Source organism: Planococcus koreensis (genome assembly GCF_004761975.1).
Lineage (GTDB): Bacteria > Bacillota > Bacilli > Bacillales_A > Planococcaceae > Planococcus > Planococcus koreensis.
In genome coordinates, this window is the sequence record NZ_RQII01000010.1 from 1 (window position 1) to 14,759 (window position 14,759).

Here is a 14,759-nt window from a genome sequence, read left to right on the forward strand (position 1 = left end):
TTTTTCATAGCCACATTCTGCATGGGGCGTTTATTTAATCGCAACATTATGCTGGACCTGATCCTGGTTCGTCCACACAATGGTTGTGCCAGGGGCAACCGTGATGGTTTCTTCAACAAATTCATAATCTGCAATATCGATTGCGACTTCATCCATTTGTTCCGCACCTTCTTCTACTAAGACAGTCATTTTCATCACAGGGTGAGGCTCGCAAAAAATTGAAAACTCTCCCGCTTCATTGAATACGAAGCTGGTTGTTTCACCATTAGCCAATAGGGCAGACGCAGCGCCGCTCATAGCTTCAGGTGCTTCGTCTGCGACTTTCTCAGCGTCATCTTCTGCAGATTCCTCTTTCTCCGTATCTTCTTCAGGCATCTCTTCTTCGGCTTCTGGAGCCGTTTCCTCAGCTGGAGCGCTTTCTTGTTCTTCAACTTCAGTCGCGTCATTGGCTGCTGGCTGTTCTTCTTCTCCACAAGCCGCCAATGCTAGAATGCCTGCTGCCAGTATTAAGCCGAATTTTTTATTGATCATCTTCTTCTCCTCCTTGTATGTTGCTCTTTTTTATAGAACGCAAGAAAAGGGGAATTAGATTACATTCACAATGAAGATTGTTTCTAAAATAAGATGTATGTATGAAGCCAGCTCGTCTAACTGCCAACAAAATATTTTTTTAAATTCTTATAGAATTCACGAACGAGGCAGAGCATCTTTGGTAGTCTGTGTTTTAAGAAACAATATGATTAGGCAAGTTTTAAAGATTAAAGTGATTAGTAAAATCATAAATTAAAAAAACAGCACTGGCAGCTAACACACTCGCCTGTACTGTTTGTATGAACTTTTGCTTTTAAAGATTATTTAATCGAAACATTGTGCTCAAGCTGTTCCTTATTGGTCCATACAATGGTTGTTCCCGGGGCAACGGTGATGTTATTTTCGCTGAATGCATAGTTGGCAATGTCAATTGCCACTTCACCCGATTGGTCTGCACCTTCTTCTACTATGACAGTCATTTCCATGATTGGATGCGGCTCGCAAAAAATCGAATATTCGCCTTCTTCCTTAAACACAAAGCTGGTCTTGTCACCATTAGATAATAATTCAGAAGCAGCGCCGCTCTCTGCTTCAGGGGCTTCAGGTGTTTCTTCTCCACAAGCACCCAGCATCAGAATTCCGGCAGACAGCATCAACCCGAACTTTTTGCTGCTCATGTTTTCTCCTCCTTTAGATTTGCTTTATTCATTAAGGAAAGTGGCAATGGTGTATCTCTTCATCAGCTGAAGTAAACAAATGTTTGCAGAGATCAGTAGAAGGAAGATTATTTTAAAGAATTTGAATTGGTATAATTAAAATAAAACCATGGAGGTTGAAATGAAATTGCTGTTTTTGAAAGTAGGCGTATTCTCGATGTTTTCGTTATTGATCCTGGTTTCTGATACGCCATTCTATATGAAAGTGGTCTTTATATCAGCTATGCTATTCTTCCTGCTTCCATTTGGCAATCATTTTTTCACGAAAGAACGAATGTCCAGAAAAGTATTTTCTGCCGTAACTGGCGCTGCCGTTTTTACATTGCTCTTAACTTTGGTTCCATCGGTAATCTTTAAAGAGATATCCGATTCTCCAAGTTTTTTCGAACTTGGACTTTCTATTATTGTTGTCGCATTCTATGCCATTTTAGGTTTTTTCATTTACGGAATTCCTGTTTCTCTTTTATCTGACTGGATCTCCGGTCACTTCTCTAAGCGTTTGCTTGTAGCAGGTTTGGTGCATCTCACATTCGGGATGCTGTTAATCAAGGAGTTATCTGTAATTCCTGCTATTTGTGCTGCAAGCTTTTGGTTGATAGACGAGATTTTGCAAAGAAAGCGTTTTAGAACAGTACTGAACAATGAAGGAACACATTAACAGAAGGTTAAAGCTTATAGAGAAGCTAATTTGGAACTGGGAATGCACGTTTTAAGAAGAACGGCGACGCAAACGGAATATAAATGAGGGATATAGATGCTGAAAAACGAGAAAGACATTATAGAGTCCATCCAAAAAGATGAGTGGATGATGAGTCTGCTAAATGCTGTAAAGTCGGCGGATCTTCGGGATGGGTGGATATGTGCAGGGTTTGTGCGCTCAAAAATATGGGATACTTTGCATGGGTTTAACGAAAGAACTCCGCTGCCAGATATCGATGTGATTTACTTTGATGATAAAAATATCGGCGAAGACGAAGAGAAGGAAATTGAAAACAATCTTATAATCATGTATCCAGGCATTCCATGGTCTGTAAAAAACGAGGCTAGAATGCATCTTCGAAATAGTGTAGAACCTTATAGCTCATCCTGTGATGCGGTTAGAAAATTTCCAGAGACTGCTACTGCATTAGGGGTGAAATTGGACAGCCGGAACAATGTGATTTTATTGGCTCCTCATGGGGTAGAGGATGTGATCAACTTGACTGTAAAGCCGACACCGTATTTTGAAGCAGACAAAGAACGTCTGGCAGTTTATGAAAATCGAGTGCGAAATAAGAATTGGCAACTCATTTGGAAACAGCTAAAAATATTTCGAGTTGAAATTTGAAAACGTGTAAGCAAGTAAAAAAGGATTGAGTGCCGATAAACAGCGCTCAATCCTTTTTTGCTTTATTTTTCATTAACACACAGAATCATTTGATTTTGGAACCGACAGCCCGAACAATGGACGCAAGTATAACGCAACGAACGTACCGGCAAGTGCAAGGATTCCCCAGATATAGCCGTGAAGGCTGAATGAAGCGATGCCGCCGAAGTAAGCGCCGATGTTGCAGCCAAATGCGAGGCGAGCGCCATATCCCATCATTAATCCACCAACGACAGAAGCTGCGAAGTTGCCTGCAGTGACTTTGGTGAATTTGAATAATCCACCAGCTGCTGAAGCGATAAATGCACCTATGATGACGCCAAGGTTCAAGACAGTGGTGGAATCGGTGAAGATAGAAGCTTGCAGCGATGCGGCATTGGCTCCTTGCCAATAGCCCCAGCTAGCAACGTCGACACCGAACGCAGCTGCGATTTTAGAACCCCATAAAGCGAATGCAGACGTAATGCCCCAAGGCGTTCCGCGCGTCATGAGCGTCAAGGCGTTAAGTACTGCCAGAACAATCGCGGCTGCAAATAACGGCCACGATCCTCGGAAAATCCGTTTCCATCCTTTTTCTGAAGGCAGAGGCGCCATTTTAGGCGCTTTTTTCTTCTTCTCAATGACCAGCGTGAGCCAAGCGATCAATCCGAAAAATGCGATGGAGACAAGCCATGCGCCGCCGTAGCCGAGTCCAGTGGACGTGGCCAGTGAAACAGGAGCGAATGCAGGCATTTCTTCCGTCCAGAATGGCAAATGGTAAGCGCCGATTGTCGCACCGACAATAAAGAAAATCAGCGTCACGAACATGACTGTGCGTCCGCCGCCCAATGCGTAAAGTGTGCCGGAAGCACAGCCGCCGCCGAGCTGCATGCCGATGCCGAATATAAATGCGCCGACGACCAGGCTGACGCCAACTGGTGAAACGTATCCGGCTACCGGTCCGCCGAAGAAAGTTGTGCCATACGCAAGAATCGGTGCAAACAGCGTTACCGCTATCGCCAGCATCAGCATATGTGCGCGCATCGATTGGCCGTTGCCAACAGAAGCCATGCGCCGGAATGCCGACGTAAAGCCGAAGCGTGCATGGAATAAAGTATAGCCAAGCAACAAGCCGATGCCCAACAGCATCGGCTGAGAGACGTGCTGCGTTGCCAGCAAGTATACAAACAACAGGATTGCGGCAATCACGCCACCGGCAATCAGGATTTTTTGAGGTGGATTCAATGCAAGACCGTCTCTTGCAATGGGATCCTTTGTTTCATCAACGGGTTGAACTGTAGTTATGGCCAATGTTATAACACCCTTTTCCTATTAATTTAGTCGGATTAAAGTTTAATGTTAATGTTTTGAAGTTTTGAAGTCAACTTGTTTAGCTTGCCAACAAGCTGGTATAGCAAAATCTATTTATTAAAGAATAAAAACTAATTACAGTTCGTTGTATTTAGATTATTGGAACAATGGTAAAATTTATGGAACGCATAAAAAAAGACACCTAGCTAAAAGTGTCTTCTTCAAATGCTTTCTTAAATTGGTAATGATCAATTATTCTCAGAAATCATAGAGAAGATATAGTGGTCTTCCCACGACCCATTTATCTTAACGCCTTTTTGTTCCAAGCCCTCTTTATGGAAGCCTGCCTTTTCTAGAACCCGGATGGAACCCGTATTGCTGGGCATTACCCCGGCTTCAACGCGGTGCAGTTTCAGTTCAATAAATGCGAATTCCACTGCCAGGGCAACAGCTTCTGTCGTATAGCCTTTGCCGTTGAATTGGCTGTCCAACGAATAGCCGATCATACATTTCTGAAGCGGTCCCCGGACGACTCGGGATAAGGAGATTTCACCCACTAATATGTGGTTTTCCTTAGCAAATATCCCGAAAGCATAGTTTTTGTCTGCTTCTCTTTGCGTGGCAGAATCGCTGATGAAATTCATAATGCCATCAAATGTGTAGGATTCCTCCAGAAAAATCGGAGAGTACTTCTGGAAAAATTCACGGTTTCTTACATGCAAATCGAGCAAAGCCTGTGCATCTTGATCTTCGAAAAAGCGGATATATATTTTGTTTCCCATAAGTTCCATAATGTTTCAACTCCCTTATAATGACTTTTGCATCAATTGGAGATAGCGTTTGATTTTCAGGACAACCTTAACAATTAAAACGAACCAATTATAAAGAAGTATATGCTTCTGGCATTGCATAAAACAACAGGTAAGTTATGGAACTTCATTTCAATGGCCTACAATGTTGAGCTGTTTAAAGTGTATAATTTTGATGTTTTCTTAATGCCAAAGAATACTTAAACAAAGGAGGCAACAACCAATGGCAATAAAGATAGAAAAGCTTTTGGCTATAAAGTTTCCGATAATTCAAGCTCCCATGGCGGGCGGCGTGACAACTACACAATTGGTGGCTGAAGTTTCCAATGCAGGTGCACTAGGCATGATCGGAGCCGGCTACTTAACGCCCAGCAAAGCGCGCGAACAGATCAGAGAAATCAAGAAACAGACACAAAAACCGTTTGGCATCAATTTATTCATACCAGAAAAATTCAATGTGGTGGAAGAGAAAATTGAATTTGCAATCGATGCTCTCAGCTCGTTGCGGCATCAGTTGAAGCTTCCTCCTCAAAAGCATATTGAGTTTCCATCGGAACAAGATTTGCATGAAACATTCGAACAGCATCTCCAAGTGGTTATTGAAGAACAAGTGCCTGTTTGTTCTTTTACTTTTGGGATTCCGTCGAAGGAAATTATCGCTGAATTAAAAAAACACAAGATTTTCTTGATCGGTACCGCAACAACAGCTGAAGAGGCAATTGAAAATGAGAAAGCCGGAATGGATGTGGTGGTGGTGCAGGGAAGCGAGGCCGGCGGGCACCGCGGCAGTTTCCTTGATGGAAATCAGGAAAAGCTCATCGGCTTGATGTCCCTGGTTCCGCAAGTGGTTGATCAGGTAAACATTCCGGTTATTGCAGCGGGTGGAATAATGGACGCACGGGGTGTAAAGGCGTCAATGTCTTTAGGAGCAGCAGGCGTTCAAATGGGGACAGCCTTTTTGACTTGCAAAGAAAGTGGAGCGAACGCCATACACAAAGCAGCAATCCTCAGCGCTTCTGCAGAAGATACCATCATGACGCGCTCTTTTTCAGGGAAATGGGCCCGCGGGATTGAAAACCAGTTCACCAGGCAAATGAAAAAATACGAACTGCTCTTGCCGGATTTTCCGCTCCAAAATACGTTGACCCAAGAAATACGGAAGGCTTCAGCAAGTCAGCGGACGAGCGATTACATGTCACTATGGTCAGGGCAAAGCCCGGAATTGGCGAAAGATCAGACGGCTAGAGAACTGATTGAATCGATTATGGGGGATGTTGAAAAACCGGGTTACGATATTTACAACGATTGGGGATAGGGATAAACATGCATCCTGAGTTTTGGAGGAAAATGATGCTTAACGGCAGCGTTGTTTTGTATAACAAATCAAGCATTCTCGAAAAAGACATAGCATTGATAAAAGCAGAAGGTTTTGAGGTAGCCCGGGTGGATTGTGCAGATCTGGATGAAGGTGCTTTTCATAAAAAAATCGCAAAGACCTTAATGTTTCCAGCTTATTACGGGGAAAATTTAAATGCTTTTGATGATTGTTTATCGGATATAGAGCCAGAAAAAACAGGTGTCTTACTGGTTTTTGAGAACTACGATAAATTCCTGGCGAAGAATCCAGAGTTTGGTAATGATGTGTTGGAAGTGATTCAGGTAAATGCATGGCGATTTTTAATTAGAGAAAACGTTTTGATGAGTTTCGTGCAATCGAATGATCCTGAATTACTGATACCCGCAATCGGAGGCATGGCTCCTCAGTGGAACGATGCAGAGTGGTTCGATAAAGCGAGAGGCTTATAAGTCTGTTGAGGAAAATATAAAAAGACGTGAATGCTTCAACTGTATCTAGAGAACTGCAACAGGAGTATTATTCTGCTTTGAAAACCAAAGCAAAATAGACTTGGAATATAGGAAGGCAGACGATAAGATGACTAATATTCTATCGGTTGGCATAGTTTATGATAATTCCTTCAGCAAAGCAGAGGAATTGCAGAATTTAATGGATTATATGTTAAAACTAAAAGCTGAACCGTTCGAGTACAAAGTAAGTATAGATTTAGAAGGCGAAAATTGGATAGAGGGCTTTTTGGATAACCACTCGAACAAGCTAAACCACAAATTAATAACTGAAAACTACTATGGAGAAATCAAAATAAGATTTAATAAATTTTGCGACATAAAGGAATTAACCTTTGTAATTCGGTTTATTGAACAAAAAGGTTTTTTTGGCTTTTTGCTAGAATTTGATTTAGAAATTCTATTGGAAATTTTTAGCCTCAATGAAATGGATGCATTGATTATTAAGTTTTCTGAAAACCTTTATACTTTTACAAACTACAATTATGTATTCAGTGACCATGATTCAGAAGTGGACTATTCCCCCTACGACGATAAAGAATATATTAATGCATATTCTTTGGTAGTTTTACCCATTGAGAATCAAAGTTTTTCTGTAATTAAAAACAAATGGCATTTAGATGGTTTTACTAAAAGAACTTTCAATTGATTGAGATGTGAAGGGATTGTCATAAAAAACAACAGCTTGAGAGCCATATGGATTATTCCTAATATCTTATTCTATCTCTTGTCCTTAGTTCTTTTAGGTTTTATTAAGGCGAATGCCCGAGGCTTGCGAGAAATACATCGGTTAGAAATATGGATACTAGCCTTGCTTATTCTTTTGTTAGTTAGCTTTTTTGGAACTTTTCAAATTATGGGTTGGATAAAGAAAGGCAAAATGTAGATACTGAGTAAATGCTTTGTCGGACTTAATAGTTTGGCGATGCTGGTGCGGGAAGTGGAGGTTAGTCAGTGGCAAAAATATTCATAGTACGTGAAGATTTCGAGTCGGCAGAAGAGTTGAACTTGTTCAGCAACTTTCAAAATGCTGCTAAATGGTATATCGGGCCAGACGGAGACTCTGACGAAACTCGCAAATTCTTGATTGATTTTATAAGTGCGCAAGATTCATTTCCTGTTTTTCTTGTAATGGAACCTTTTGGTGATGTTTCATCAGAACTTGTCCGATTGTTTGAAGACAATCGGATTGCCTACACCGTCCGAACGGAGGGCGTGAAAAATAAAAGCATCCCGGTTTTGGAGATTGTGCTAAAAGATACACATTCATTAAAGATAATAGTAGACCAAACATTTTGGATCGCTAATTCCAATAATTTTTATGCGCTGTCCTTCTCAGATAATTGCACATATAAATCAGCAACCAGAAAAACTTTATGGGGCCGTAAGAAACCTTATGTGCACCCTTTCTTTGAAATGAAGGAAGCTTCTACGGTTATTAGCATTTGGTACGATGGGGATGGATTAAATCTTTATACGAATGATCATCGTTATAAAACATTGGAAAGCCTGAAGAGCCATTTGCCAGAAGGAACATTAGTGGAAGAAGCTGGAAGCCCCTATCCACAATAAAACGATGGTGCTTAAACCGTGACTCCATTGGTTCTTGGCTAGCACAATAAATTTAATAAACTTTATGAAAAGGAAGTGAGCTATTTTGAAAAGAATGTTTTCCGTACTGGGTATCCTCATCCTTTTTTTGGCAGGCTGTGGAACTATCGATGGAACCGTAAACGAAAAGAAGGAAGCCAGTTTTATCGTGGAGATTTCTTCAAATGGCTCAGAACCGGAAACCGAAGAAGTTTTCTTGATTGATATCACAACATTCAGTGGGGCTATAAGTTCTTTTGAAGAATTGGAAGTGGGACATCAAGTTCAAGTAGTTCCCGCAGAACTTTCGGAAGATTTCCCTTATATTCTTGCTTCTGATGTAATTGTTAAGTAAAGACATAATAAGTGCGGACATAAAAATGCAGTAAAGAAAAATAAACACCTAAGGAGGACTCATCTTTTGGACAGCATTATTTTTGATTTGGATGGAACGATTTGGGACCCGATCGACACAGTTCTGGGTGCTTGGAACAGCATTTTAACTAGGGAAGAAATGAACGAATTAACGAGGGAAGAATTAGCGGCCACGATGGGGATGCAGATGGATGAGGTCGGGATGACATTGTTTCCTGCATTAAACAAGGAACGCCGTGAGCAGTTAATCCATGAGTGTTGGTCATTGGAAACGTCCTTTTTAGCAAAACGCGGTGGAGCACTTTACGAAAATGTAGAAAATGTGCTGGCAGAGCTTTCGCAGAAATACAAACTATACATAGTAAGCAATTGCCAAGATGGCTATATTGAAGTGTTCTACGAATATCATAAATTGGAAAAGTATTTCCTGGATTTTGAAAACCCAGGAAGAACATCGCTGTCAAAAGGTGAAAACATCAATTTGGTCATTGAACGGAATAGCTTGTCCAAACCGGTTTATGTCGGCGATACGGAAGGTGATTTAAAAGCAGCTAAATTTGCGGGCATTCCCTTTATCTATGCGAAATATGGTTTTGGTTATGCGAGTGAGTACGATGAAGCTGTTGAAAGTTTTGATGAACTTTTAAGAGTTTTTAAAGCGTAAGTAAATGATTTTCACGCAGAGGGGTTTATATTTACCGGAGAAATTAGTGGCCTTATTCAGTTACTAGCAGAAAATTTATTGGAGAAAGGAGTCTTTATAATGAAAGGCAAAGATCTGCATAGCTTTTTAAAAAATGAACTTAATAATTATTCGCCGGAGCAGTTAAGGCACATTCAGAAAGATGGCGTTTGGTCGATTGGACAGATGTACGACCATATCATTTTAGTTGCGCATGAGTATCTCGATAATATGGAAGCTTGCGCTGCCTTGAATGAGGAACAGCCACTTGGCAAAACCAGCTTTGGTGCCCAATTATTTAAAGACGGTGGGTTCCCGCCTGTTAAAATCAGGCTGCCGGATGAAATGAACGCTCCTCCCAACAACTCAGACAGCAAGGAAAAACTGGTGGTCAGGATGGAAGAGATAATTCAAAGGCTGAGCCAGTGGGAATCGAATGTGGATACAGTCAATCCGAATTATAAAGTGAAGCATGGAGGCTTCGGCTGGCTGAATGCAAGGGAATGGTACGACTTGGTCGAAATGCATTCCCGCCATCATTTGCGCCAAAAAGAAGAGTTGGAGAGTTATATTTTATAAGGTTTCTTGAAGGAAACAGCAAATAAAGGATTATTTAGGGGATTGAACGAATTTAGTAATGGATAATTATTTTTTATAGAAATTAGTTTTACGGAATGCATTTGGTGAATCTTCTAGGATTTGTTTTAGTGAAACTCAAACGGAGGAGGAGGTTTTAAAATGAAATACCAATGCATGGGCTTTTTTAATAAAGAGAAAATGGACGCTCTGCCAAAAGAGGAAATCGATGCAATTATGATGGAATGCCAGCCACATCTCGACGAGTTATTTAAAAGTGGCCAGGTACTGATGGATCTCGGTGTTGCTCAGGAAATGAAAAGCTTGCAGCGGATTGACGGAAAGGTACAGGTTATTTCAAGTCCGATAACTGAGCCCACAAAAGTTTTGGGAAGTGTATTTGTAATAGAAGCGCAAGACATGGATGAAGCAATCCGCGTGGCTTCTCAACATCCAACGGTGCAAGTCAGCAGCGGAGAACAACTTGGCTGGGAACTGGAAATCCGCCCTGTCCACACGTTTGAGATGAAATCGTAGAGGAAAGAGAACTAGTTTTGTTCTCTTTCCTTTACTTTTGATTTTTCTTGTAGCGATTCCCCGTGTTCATGTAAATCAATCCAATAACAATGTTCGCAATCATCAAAACGGTGCCGACAATAAATAACCAGTTCTGCTGAAACAAATCTCCTGCAAAGATTAATGAGATTGAAACGGTCACACCCAGCATCAGTTTTCCAGTGGCTTTGCACAGCGCCATAGTGTCGTATTGCGCTTTATCTTCTTTCGACATCGTATTATAGCCTGATATCAGCATCGCGCCTTTTCCTTGAAGCAAGTAAATACTCAAAATAAGAAATAGAATTATTACTCCTAATGGAACGATCATTTCCATCGACATGGCAAAGCACCTCATTTCAATCGGTATCGGCTTTATTTGATGCTGTGTTGCCTCTAATAAGTATACTCATTTGGTTTGGAAAAGTTTCACTCACATTTAAATGATTTGAACGGCTGAGCAGGAAGCGGAGGGATTAAGCATGGCGAGAGTCTGTGTGGGAATGGTTGTTTCGCTGGATGGTTTTATCAGCGACCGCAATGGAGAATTGGGCAAACTTTATGCAAGTTTTAAACCGAACGCTAAAATCAAAGAAATGATGGAGCAAACGGGAGCAGTTGTTATGGGCAGCAATACCTTTGCGATGAGCAAGAATCCAGATGCTTACGCAGACAATTACGAATTTCAAGTTCCATTGTTTGTGCTGACGCATCACCCTCCGGCCAAACATCCGAAGGAAAATGACAACTTAACGGTCACATTCGTTACCGAGGGCATTGAAAGTGCTGTTCAGCAAGCAAAAGCCGCTGCGAAGGACAAGAATGTCGTGGTGCTTGGAGCAAACGTAAGCCAGCAGCTGTTGAAAGCGGGCATGGTGGATGAATTGCAGATTGCGATTGCGCCACTATTGCTTGGTTCGGGAATTCGCTTGTTCGCGCATTTGGAAGACCTTGAAGTTCAATTGGAAAAACTGCGCGTCATCGAGACCGCTGAGCAGGTAGAGGTTTGGTATAAAGTTTTGAAATAGGAGCCGATTAGCAAAAGAAATGAATAAAGTTTAAGAGGCAGGAGAAGTTTTTTATGTTTGCAACAATCGAGTGGCGCTGTTTTATCGATACTGTTTCGAAAGAAAAGGCACAAAAAATTATAGACGATTTATCAAATAAAATAGGCGCAATAACCATCATATCCTTAGAGCATTATTGGCAGGACAAATCGAAATATGACCTCACTTGCTCAACTCCGTTACAAATCGAGCAGCCAGAAGACGCGGTGTTTCAAGTACTTTTGCTTGCAGGTCAATTGGGCAATGAAATCACAGTGATGGGTCCGAGGATAGTTGAAGCTAAGCAAGTGGAATTTGAAGGGATCTGTTCAACGCCGAAGATGAGGGGAATTTATTGGTTTCGTTTTGAAATCAATAATTTCAGTTAATATGTCTTGAATTATTCAATAATGTGCACCAAGCCCGATCAAGGGAGGATTATTTTATGGCGGAATCTGAAAAAGAAATAAAACTCGAGGGCGGCAATGTGTCCGGCGTTTATCGTTTGGGCAATACGGTGCGGCGGAAATTAAAACCTGAAAGCGTGAAAATCCACAAATTACTGAAGCATTTGAAACACAGGAATTTCAGCTATTCACCTCAGTTTTTGGGAATTGATGAAAAAGACCGAGAGATTCTGTCGTTTATCGAAGGAGAAGTCGGCAATTATCCGGTGCAACCGTATATGTGGTCGGATAACTCTTTAAAGGAAATTGCGCAGATGCTGCGTCACTATCATGATGCTGTGAGTGATTTTCCTCTTGATGACAGCTGGCAGCCGTTGGATCTTACACCACCCATTTATGAGGTGCTCTGCCACAATGATTTTGCGATTTATAATCTTGTTTTTAAGGATGAAAAACCAGTGGGCATAATCGATTTTGATGTTGCTGGGCCGGGGCCAAGACTTTGGGATATCGCTTATGCGCTGTACACATGCGTCCCATTAAGCAGGTATAATCTTTCTCAGAGAGATGGGACGCATGAATATTACAAGGCAGCCCAAGATGCAGACCGGATAAAACGAAGAGTGAATCTGTTTCTTGCGGCATACGGCCAGGAATTTAATGGAGATTACTTAGCAATGGTGTTGCTGCGGCTGGAAGGATTGTGCATGACAATCAAGCGAAGAGCCGATGAAGGTGACGCTGCTTTTCAAAAGATGATAGCTGATGGACATGTTGAACATTATGAAAAAGAGATTGAATTTATTCGTTTGCATGGCGAGGATTGGAAGTAGGGACCATCAATCAGCTTTGGGGCTTCAGGGGTGTTTTCGACGAAATGAGCTATTGCTGTTATATAAGCCAACTCGATAATAAAACGAGCATCTCCTTTGGAGCCGCTCGTTTTATTTTTGTAGCAATAACTTTCTTCTCAAAAGTCCAGCTGTTCTTTTGTTCGACTCCTTCAGCAATGACATTCCACTCTAAATCATCTTAATCAAGAGAAAAAGGGGAGGACTCGAAGAGAAAAAGGTGAAATTCAAGAGGCGTATGTGGGATTTCGCGCTCCACAAGTGGAAACTCAGAAGTAAAAAGGTGAAACTCCTCAACAGAAGTATAATAATCCAGCAAAAAGCAGCTTGCGAAGTAGACAAGCTGCAAGAATTCATTGGAGTGGATAAACAATTGCAGCAAGTCTTTGGTCATTCATAAAGATCCTTAAACTGCTTCATGAACTTGCGGTCGATGCGCTGCTTGATTTTCCAGGGAATCTTGCCATGGATAGAGCGCTTTCCGTAAGTCAGGAAAGCTTCGCCATCGCCAGTCGAGAGAATGGACATAAAATGTTTCTGGGGTTTGAACGGTATCAGTTTATCTGCGGATAAGCTGCTTTTTAGATTTTTCCAAAGGATGGGGCCCTGCCGCACCGCGTAGACGCCGTTTTTCTCAAGCTTCGGATAGCGGTCAATCGAGATGCAATCCCCGGCACCGAAAATAGTGGGGTGCCCGACACTTTGCAACGCTCGGTTGACGAGAAGATATCCATCGGCATCTGTCGGCAAGGCGGAATTCCTGAACATATCATCGCTTTTTGGCCCCGTCAGCCATAACACATCCGTTTGCGGATACGAATCCCCGTTAGTGGCTATAACTTGTTGTTCTTTAACGGCTTCAACCGACGCGTCTGTGAAAAAAGGCAGCTTTTTTTGCAGGGCAATCGCTTCGATTTTCTTTGACGATGCGGCGCCTTCGTTAGCAAGCAGGGAAGTTGAGCTTAACAGAATTGTGTTGGCCCGCAAGGCATGTTGCTTTCTCCAGGCTTGGATGGAAAAGGCCAGCTCCACTCCTGCTGCGCCGCCGCCGACAATGACCGGATGGGAGGAATTCCGCAGCCGCAGCAATTGTTCCGGAAACCGGTAATTGGGTTTGATCGATGAGACATGTTCTTTCACCGCATCAGGAATAGCGGTGCGCGTACCGATATCAAACGATGCAAGATCATAGCGATAAACGGCTCCACCTTCACCCTTTAATGTTTTCGCCTGTGCGTCGACAGCGACAATGGTATCTTTGATGAATGTGCAACCAATTTTTTCGCAAAGCTTTGCGAGGTCGATTCGGATATCGTCTAAATTGTATACGCCTTCCGTGTATCCGGAAAACATGCCCGAATAGTATTGGTGGCGCGAAGGGGAAATCAGCACAACACGCAAATTCTTTAGTGCTTCGCTTTTCACTTGCTCCAGGCAATGGAGGTGAGCATGTCCGCCTCCCACAAAAACTAAGGTTTTCATTCATTTTGCTCCCGTCTATTTCAAAATCCGCTTTGCTTCAGCCATGCGCTGGGCAATAGTGATCAATTGCACGGCTACAAATATTAACGTGATGGCTGTTAAATACGTTGAAAATACAATCATCAGGGTAAAGAGTATAAAGCCTTCTGTCCGTTCAGCCAAGCCTGCCTGGTAATAGAACGATTTCGTCCCTTGTTTTTCGGATAAGGCGCCGACAGTCAAGAATACCGTCATGCCGATAATAATGGAAACGCTGAGCAGCAATAATGCCCACATCGAGTCGGGGAAACGGAATGCCAGCCCCAGAATGACGCTGATCTCGACGACACGGTCAAAGCTGATATCGAGCAGCGTGCCCCAAGAAGAAGGCTTGGTTTTTCGCGCCATGGTGCCGTCGACGACGTCCAAATAGCCGGAGAGCCAAAGAACCAGAATGGCAATCAGCGGTTGATCCAAATAGATGAAGAGGCCGGACGATACGCCAATGGCAAAGGCGGTCTTGGTGACCCCATCGGCAGAGAACCCCATTTTCAGCAGAAAGTCAGCTGTTTTTTCCACAGTAGGTTGAACATGTTTTCGTGCATGTGTGTCGAGCATGGAAATCACCTTTTCGTTATCAA

Annotated in this window: 21 protein-coding genes; 13 read left to right on the forward strand and 8 right to left on the reverse strand. The window is 42.3% G+C overall.

The genetic code is table 11. From position 1 onward, the window contains the following. Positions 1 to 30: 30 nt before the first annotated feature. Positions 31 to 531 (reverse strand): plastocyanin/azurin family copper-binding protein, encoded by a 501-nt coding sequence (locus tag EGV91_RS01665; protein WP_135500446.1) that lies wholly within the window; start codon positions 529 to 531, stop codon positions 31 to 33. Between the two features lie 320 nt (positions 532 to 851). Beyond that, the gene (locus tag EGV91_RS01670; RefSeq protein WP_135500447.1) at positions 852 to 1,208 is read right to left on the reverse strand and encodes a plastocyanin/azurin family copper-binding protein; all 357 of its coding nucleotides are present in this window, start codon (positions 1,206 to 1,208) and stop codon (positions 852 to 854) included. A 160-nt stretch (positions 1,209 to 1,368) separates the two neighbouring features. On the opposite strand from EGV91_RS01670, the gene EGV91_RS01675 reads away from it, so the two are divergent. Both EGV91_RS01675 and EGV91_RS01680 read left to right on the forward strand, forming a co-directional pair. Beyond that, positions 1,369 to 1,905: a hypothetical protein gene (locus tag EGV91_RS01675; protein WP_135500448.1), complete on the forward strand. Its 537-nt coding sequence runs from the start codon at positions 1,369 to 1,371 to the stop codon at positions 1,903 to 1,905. A gap of 96 nt (positions 1,906 to 2,001) precedes the next feature. Beyond that, the gene (locus EGV91_RS01680) at positions 2,002 to 2,574 is read left to right on the forward strand and encodes a nucleotidyltransferase family protein (protein ID WP_135500449.1); all 573 of its coding nucleotides are present in this window, start codon (positions 2,002 to 2,004) and stop codon (positions 2,572 to 2,574) included. 72 nt (positions 2,575 to 2,646) lie between these two features. Here the strand turns inward: EGV91_RS01680 and EGV91_RS01685 are convergent, their stop codons facing one another. Both EGV91_RS01685 and EGV91_RS01690 read right to left on the reverse strand, forming a co-directional pair. Then, positions 2,647 to 3,897 carry a YeeE/YedE family protein gene (locus EGV91_RS01685; protein ID WP_241666087.1) on the reverse strand — a complete coding sequence of 417 codons (1,251 nt, stop codon included), beginning with the start codon at positions 3,895 to 3,897 and terminating at the stop codon, positions 2,647 to 2,649. A gap of 254 nt (positions 3,898 to 4,151) precedes the next feature. Next, on the reverse strand, positions 4,152 to 4,694 hold the full coding sequence (locus tag EGV91_RS01690; protein ID WP_135500451.1) for a GNAT family N-acetyltransferase: 543 nt from the start codon (positions 4,692 to 4,694) through the stop codon (positions 4,152 to 4,154). Positions 4,695 to 4,935: 241 nt separating this feature from the next. On the opposite strand from EGV91_RS01690, the gene EGV91_RS01695 reads away from it, so the two are divergent. From EGV91_RS01695 to EGV91_RS01735, 8 genes are all read left to right on the forward strand, one after another. Beyond that, complete coding sequence (locus EGV91_RS01695; protein WP_135500452.1) at positions 4,936 to 6,027, forward strand: NAD(P)H-dependent flavin oxidoreductase; 1,092 nt, start codon at positions 4,936 to 4,938, stop codon at positions 6,025 to 6,027. 32 nt (positions 6,028 to 6,059) lie between these two features. Continuing rightward, complete coding sequence (locus EGV91_RS01700; protein WP_158290558.1) at positions 6,060 to 6,518, forward strand: barstar family protein; 459 nt, start codon at positions 6,060 to 6,062, stop codon at positions 6,516 to 6,518. Between the two features lie 127 nt (positions 6,519 to 6,645). Continuing rightward, positions 6,646 to 7,224, forward strand: a complete 579-nt coding sequence (locus EGV91_RS01705) for an Imm64 family immunity protein (protein WP_135500454.1) — start codon at positions 6,646 to 6,648, stop codon at positions 7,222 to 7,224. 305 nt (positions 7,225 to 7,529) lie between these two features. Beyond that, positions 7,530 to 8,147, forward strand: a complete 618-nt coding sequence (locus tag EGV91_RS01715) for a hypothetical protein (RefSeq protein ID WP_135500455.1) — start codon at positions 7,530 to 7,532, stop codon at positions 8,145 to 8,147. An 85-nt stretch (positions 8,148 to 8,232) separates the two neighbouring features. After that, positions 8,233 to 8,520: a hypothetical protein gene (locus EGV91_RS01720; RefSeq protein WP_135500456.1), complete on the forward strand. Its 288-nt coding sequence runs from the start codon at positions 8,233 to 8,235 to the stop codon at positions 8,518 to 8,520. A 66-nt stretch (positions 8,521 to 8,586) separates the two neighbouring features. Further along, complete coding sequence (locus EGV91_RS01725) at positions 8,587 to 9,204, forward strand: HAD family hydrolase (RefSeq protein WP_135500457.1); 618 nt, start codon at positions 8,587 to 8,589, stop codon at positions 9,202 to 9,204. Positions 9,205 to 9,303: 99 nt separating this feature from the next. Then, the gene (locus EGV91_RS01730; RefSeq protein ID WP_135500458.1) at positions 9,304 to 9,801 is read left to right on the forward strand and encodes a DinB family protein; all 498 of its coding nucleotides are present in this window, start codon (positions 9,304 to 9,306) and stop codon (positions 9,799 to 9,801) included. A gap of 159 nt (positions 9,802 to 9,960) precedes the next feature. Beyond that, complete coding sequence (locus tag EGV91_RS01735) at positions 9,961 to 10,335, forward strand: YciI family protein (protein ID WP_135500459.1); 375 nt, start codon at positions 9,961 to 9,963, stop codon at positions 10,333 to 10,335. Between the two features lie 31 nt (positions 10,336 to 10,366). Here the strand turns inward: EGV91_RS01735 and EGV91_RS01740 are convergent, their stop codons facing one another. Further along, positions 10,367 to 10,696: a DUF3784 domain-containing protein gene (locus tag EGV91_RS01740; protein ID WP_241666085.1), complete on the reverse strand. Its 330-nt coding sequence runs from the start codon at positions 10,694 to 10,696 to the stop codon at positions 10,367 to 10,369. Between the two features lie 139 nt (positions 10,697 to 10,835). On the opposite strand from EGV91_RS01740, the gene EGV91_RS01745 reads away from it, so the two are divergent. The 3 genes from EGV91_RS01745 to EGV91_RS01755 are packed head-to-tail and all read left to right on the forward strand — an operon-like array spanning position 10,836 to position 12,639. Continuing rightward, positions 10,836 to 11,381 (forward strand): dihydrofolate reductase family protein, encoded by a 546-nt coding sequence (locus EGV91_RS01745; protein WP_135500460.1) that lies wholly within the window; start codon positions 10,836 to 10,838, stop codon positions 11,379 to 11,381. A gap of 53 nt (positions 11,382 to 11,434) precedes the next feature. Next, complete coding sequence (locus EGV91_RS01750) at positions 11,435 to 11,788, forward strand: hypothetical protein (RefSeq protein WP_135500461.1); 354 nt, start codon at positions 11,435 to 11,437, stop codon at positions 11,786 to 11,788. Positions 11,789 to 11,844: 56 nt separating this feature from the next. Continuing rightward, positions 11,845 to 12,639, forward strand: coding sequence for a phosphotransferase (locus EGV91_RS01755; RefSeq protein ID WP_135500462.1), 795 nt, complete (start codon positions 11,845 to 11,847; stop codon positions 12,637 to 12,639). Positions 12,640 to 12,838: 199 nt separating this feature from the next. On the opposite strand, the gene EGV91_RS01760 is transcribed toward EGV91_RS01755, so the two are convergent. From EGV91_RS01760 to EGV91_RS01770, 3 genes are read right to left on the reverse strand one after another with little or no spacing between them, the layout of a single operon-like run. After that, complete coding sequence (locus EGV91_RS01760; RefSeq protein WP_135500463.1) at positions 12,839 to 13,051, reverse strand: hypothetical protein; 213 nt, start codon at positions 13,049 to 13,051, stop codon at positions 12,839 to 12,841. After that, positions 13,048 to 14,139: an FAD-dependent oxidoreductase gene (locus EGV91_RS01765; protein WP_135500464.1), complete on the reverse strand. Its 1,092-nt coding sequence runs from the start codon at positions 14,137 to 14,139 to the stop codon at positions 13,048 to 13,050. The genes EGV91_RS01760 and EGV91_RS01765 overlap by 4 nt, the downstream gene beginning before the upstream one ends. Positions 14,140 to 14,154: 15 nt before the next feature. Next, positions 14,155 to 14,736 carry a CDP-alcohol phosphatidyltransferase family protein gene (locus EGV91_RS01770; RefSeq protein ID WP_135500465.1) on the reverse strand — a complete coding sequence of 194 codons (582 nt, stop codon included), beginning with the start codon at positions 14,734 to 14,736 and terminating at the stop codon, positions 14,155 to 14,157. Between the last annotated feature and the right edge of the window lie 23 nt (positions 14,737 to 14,759).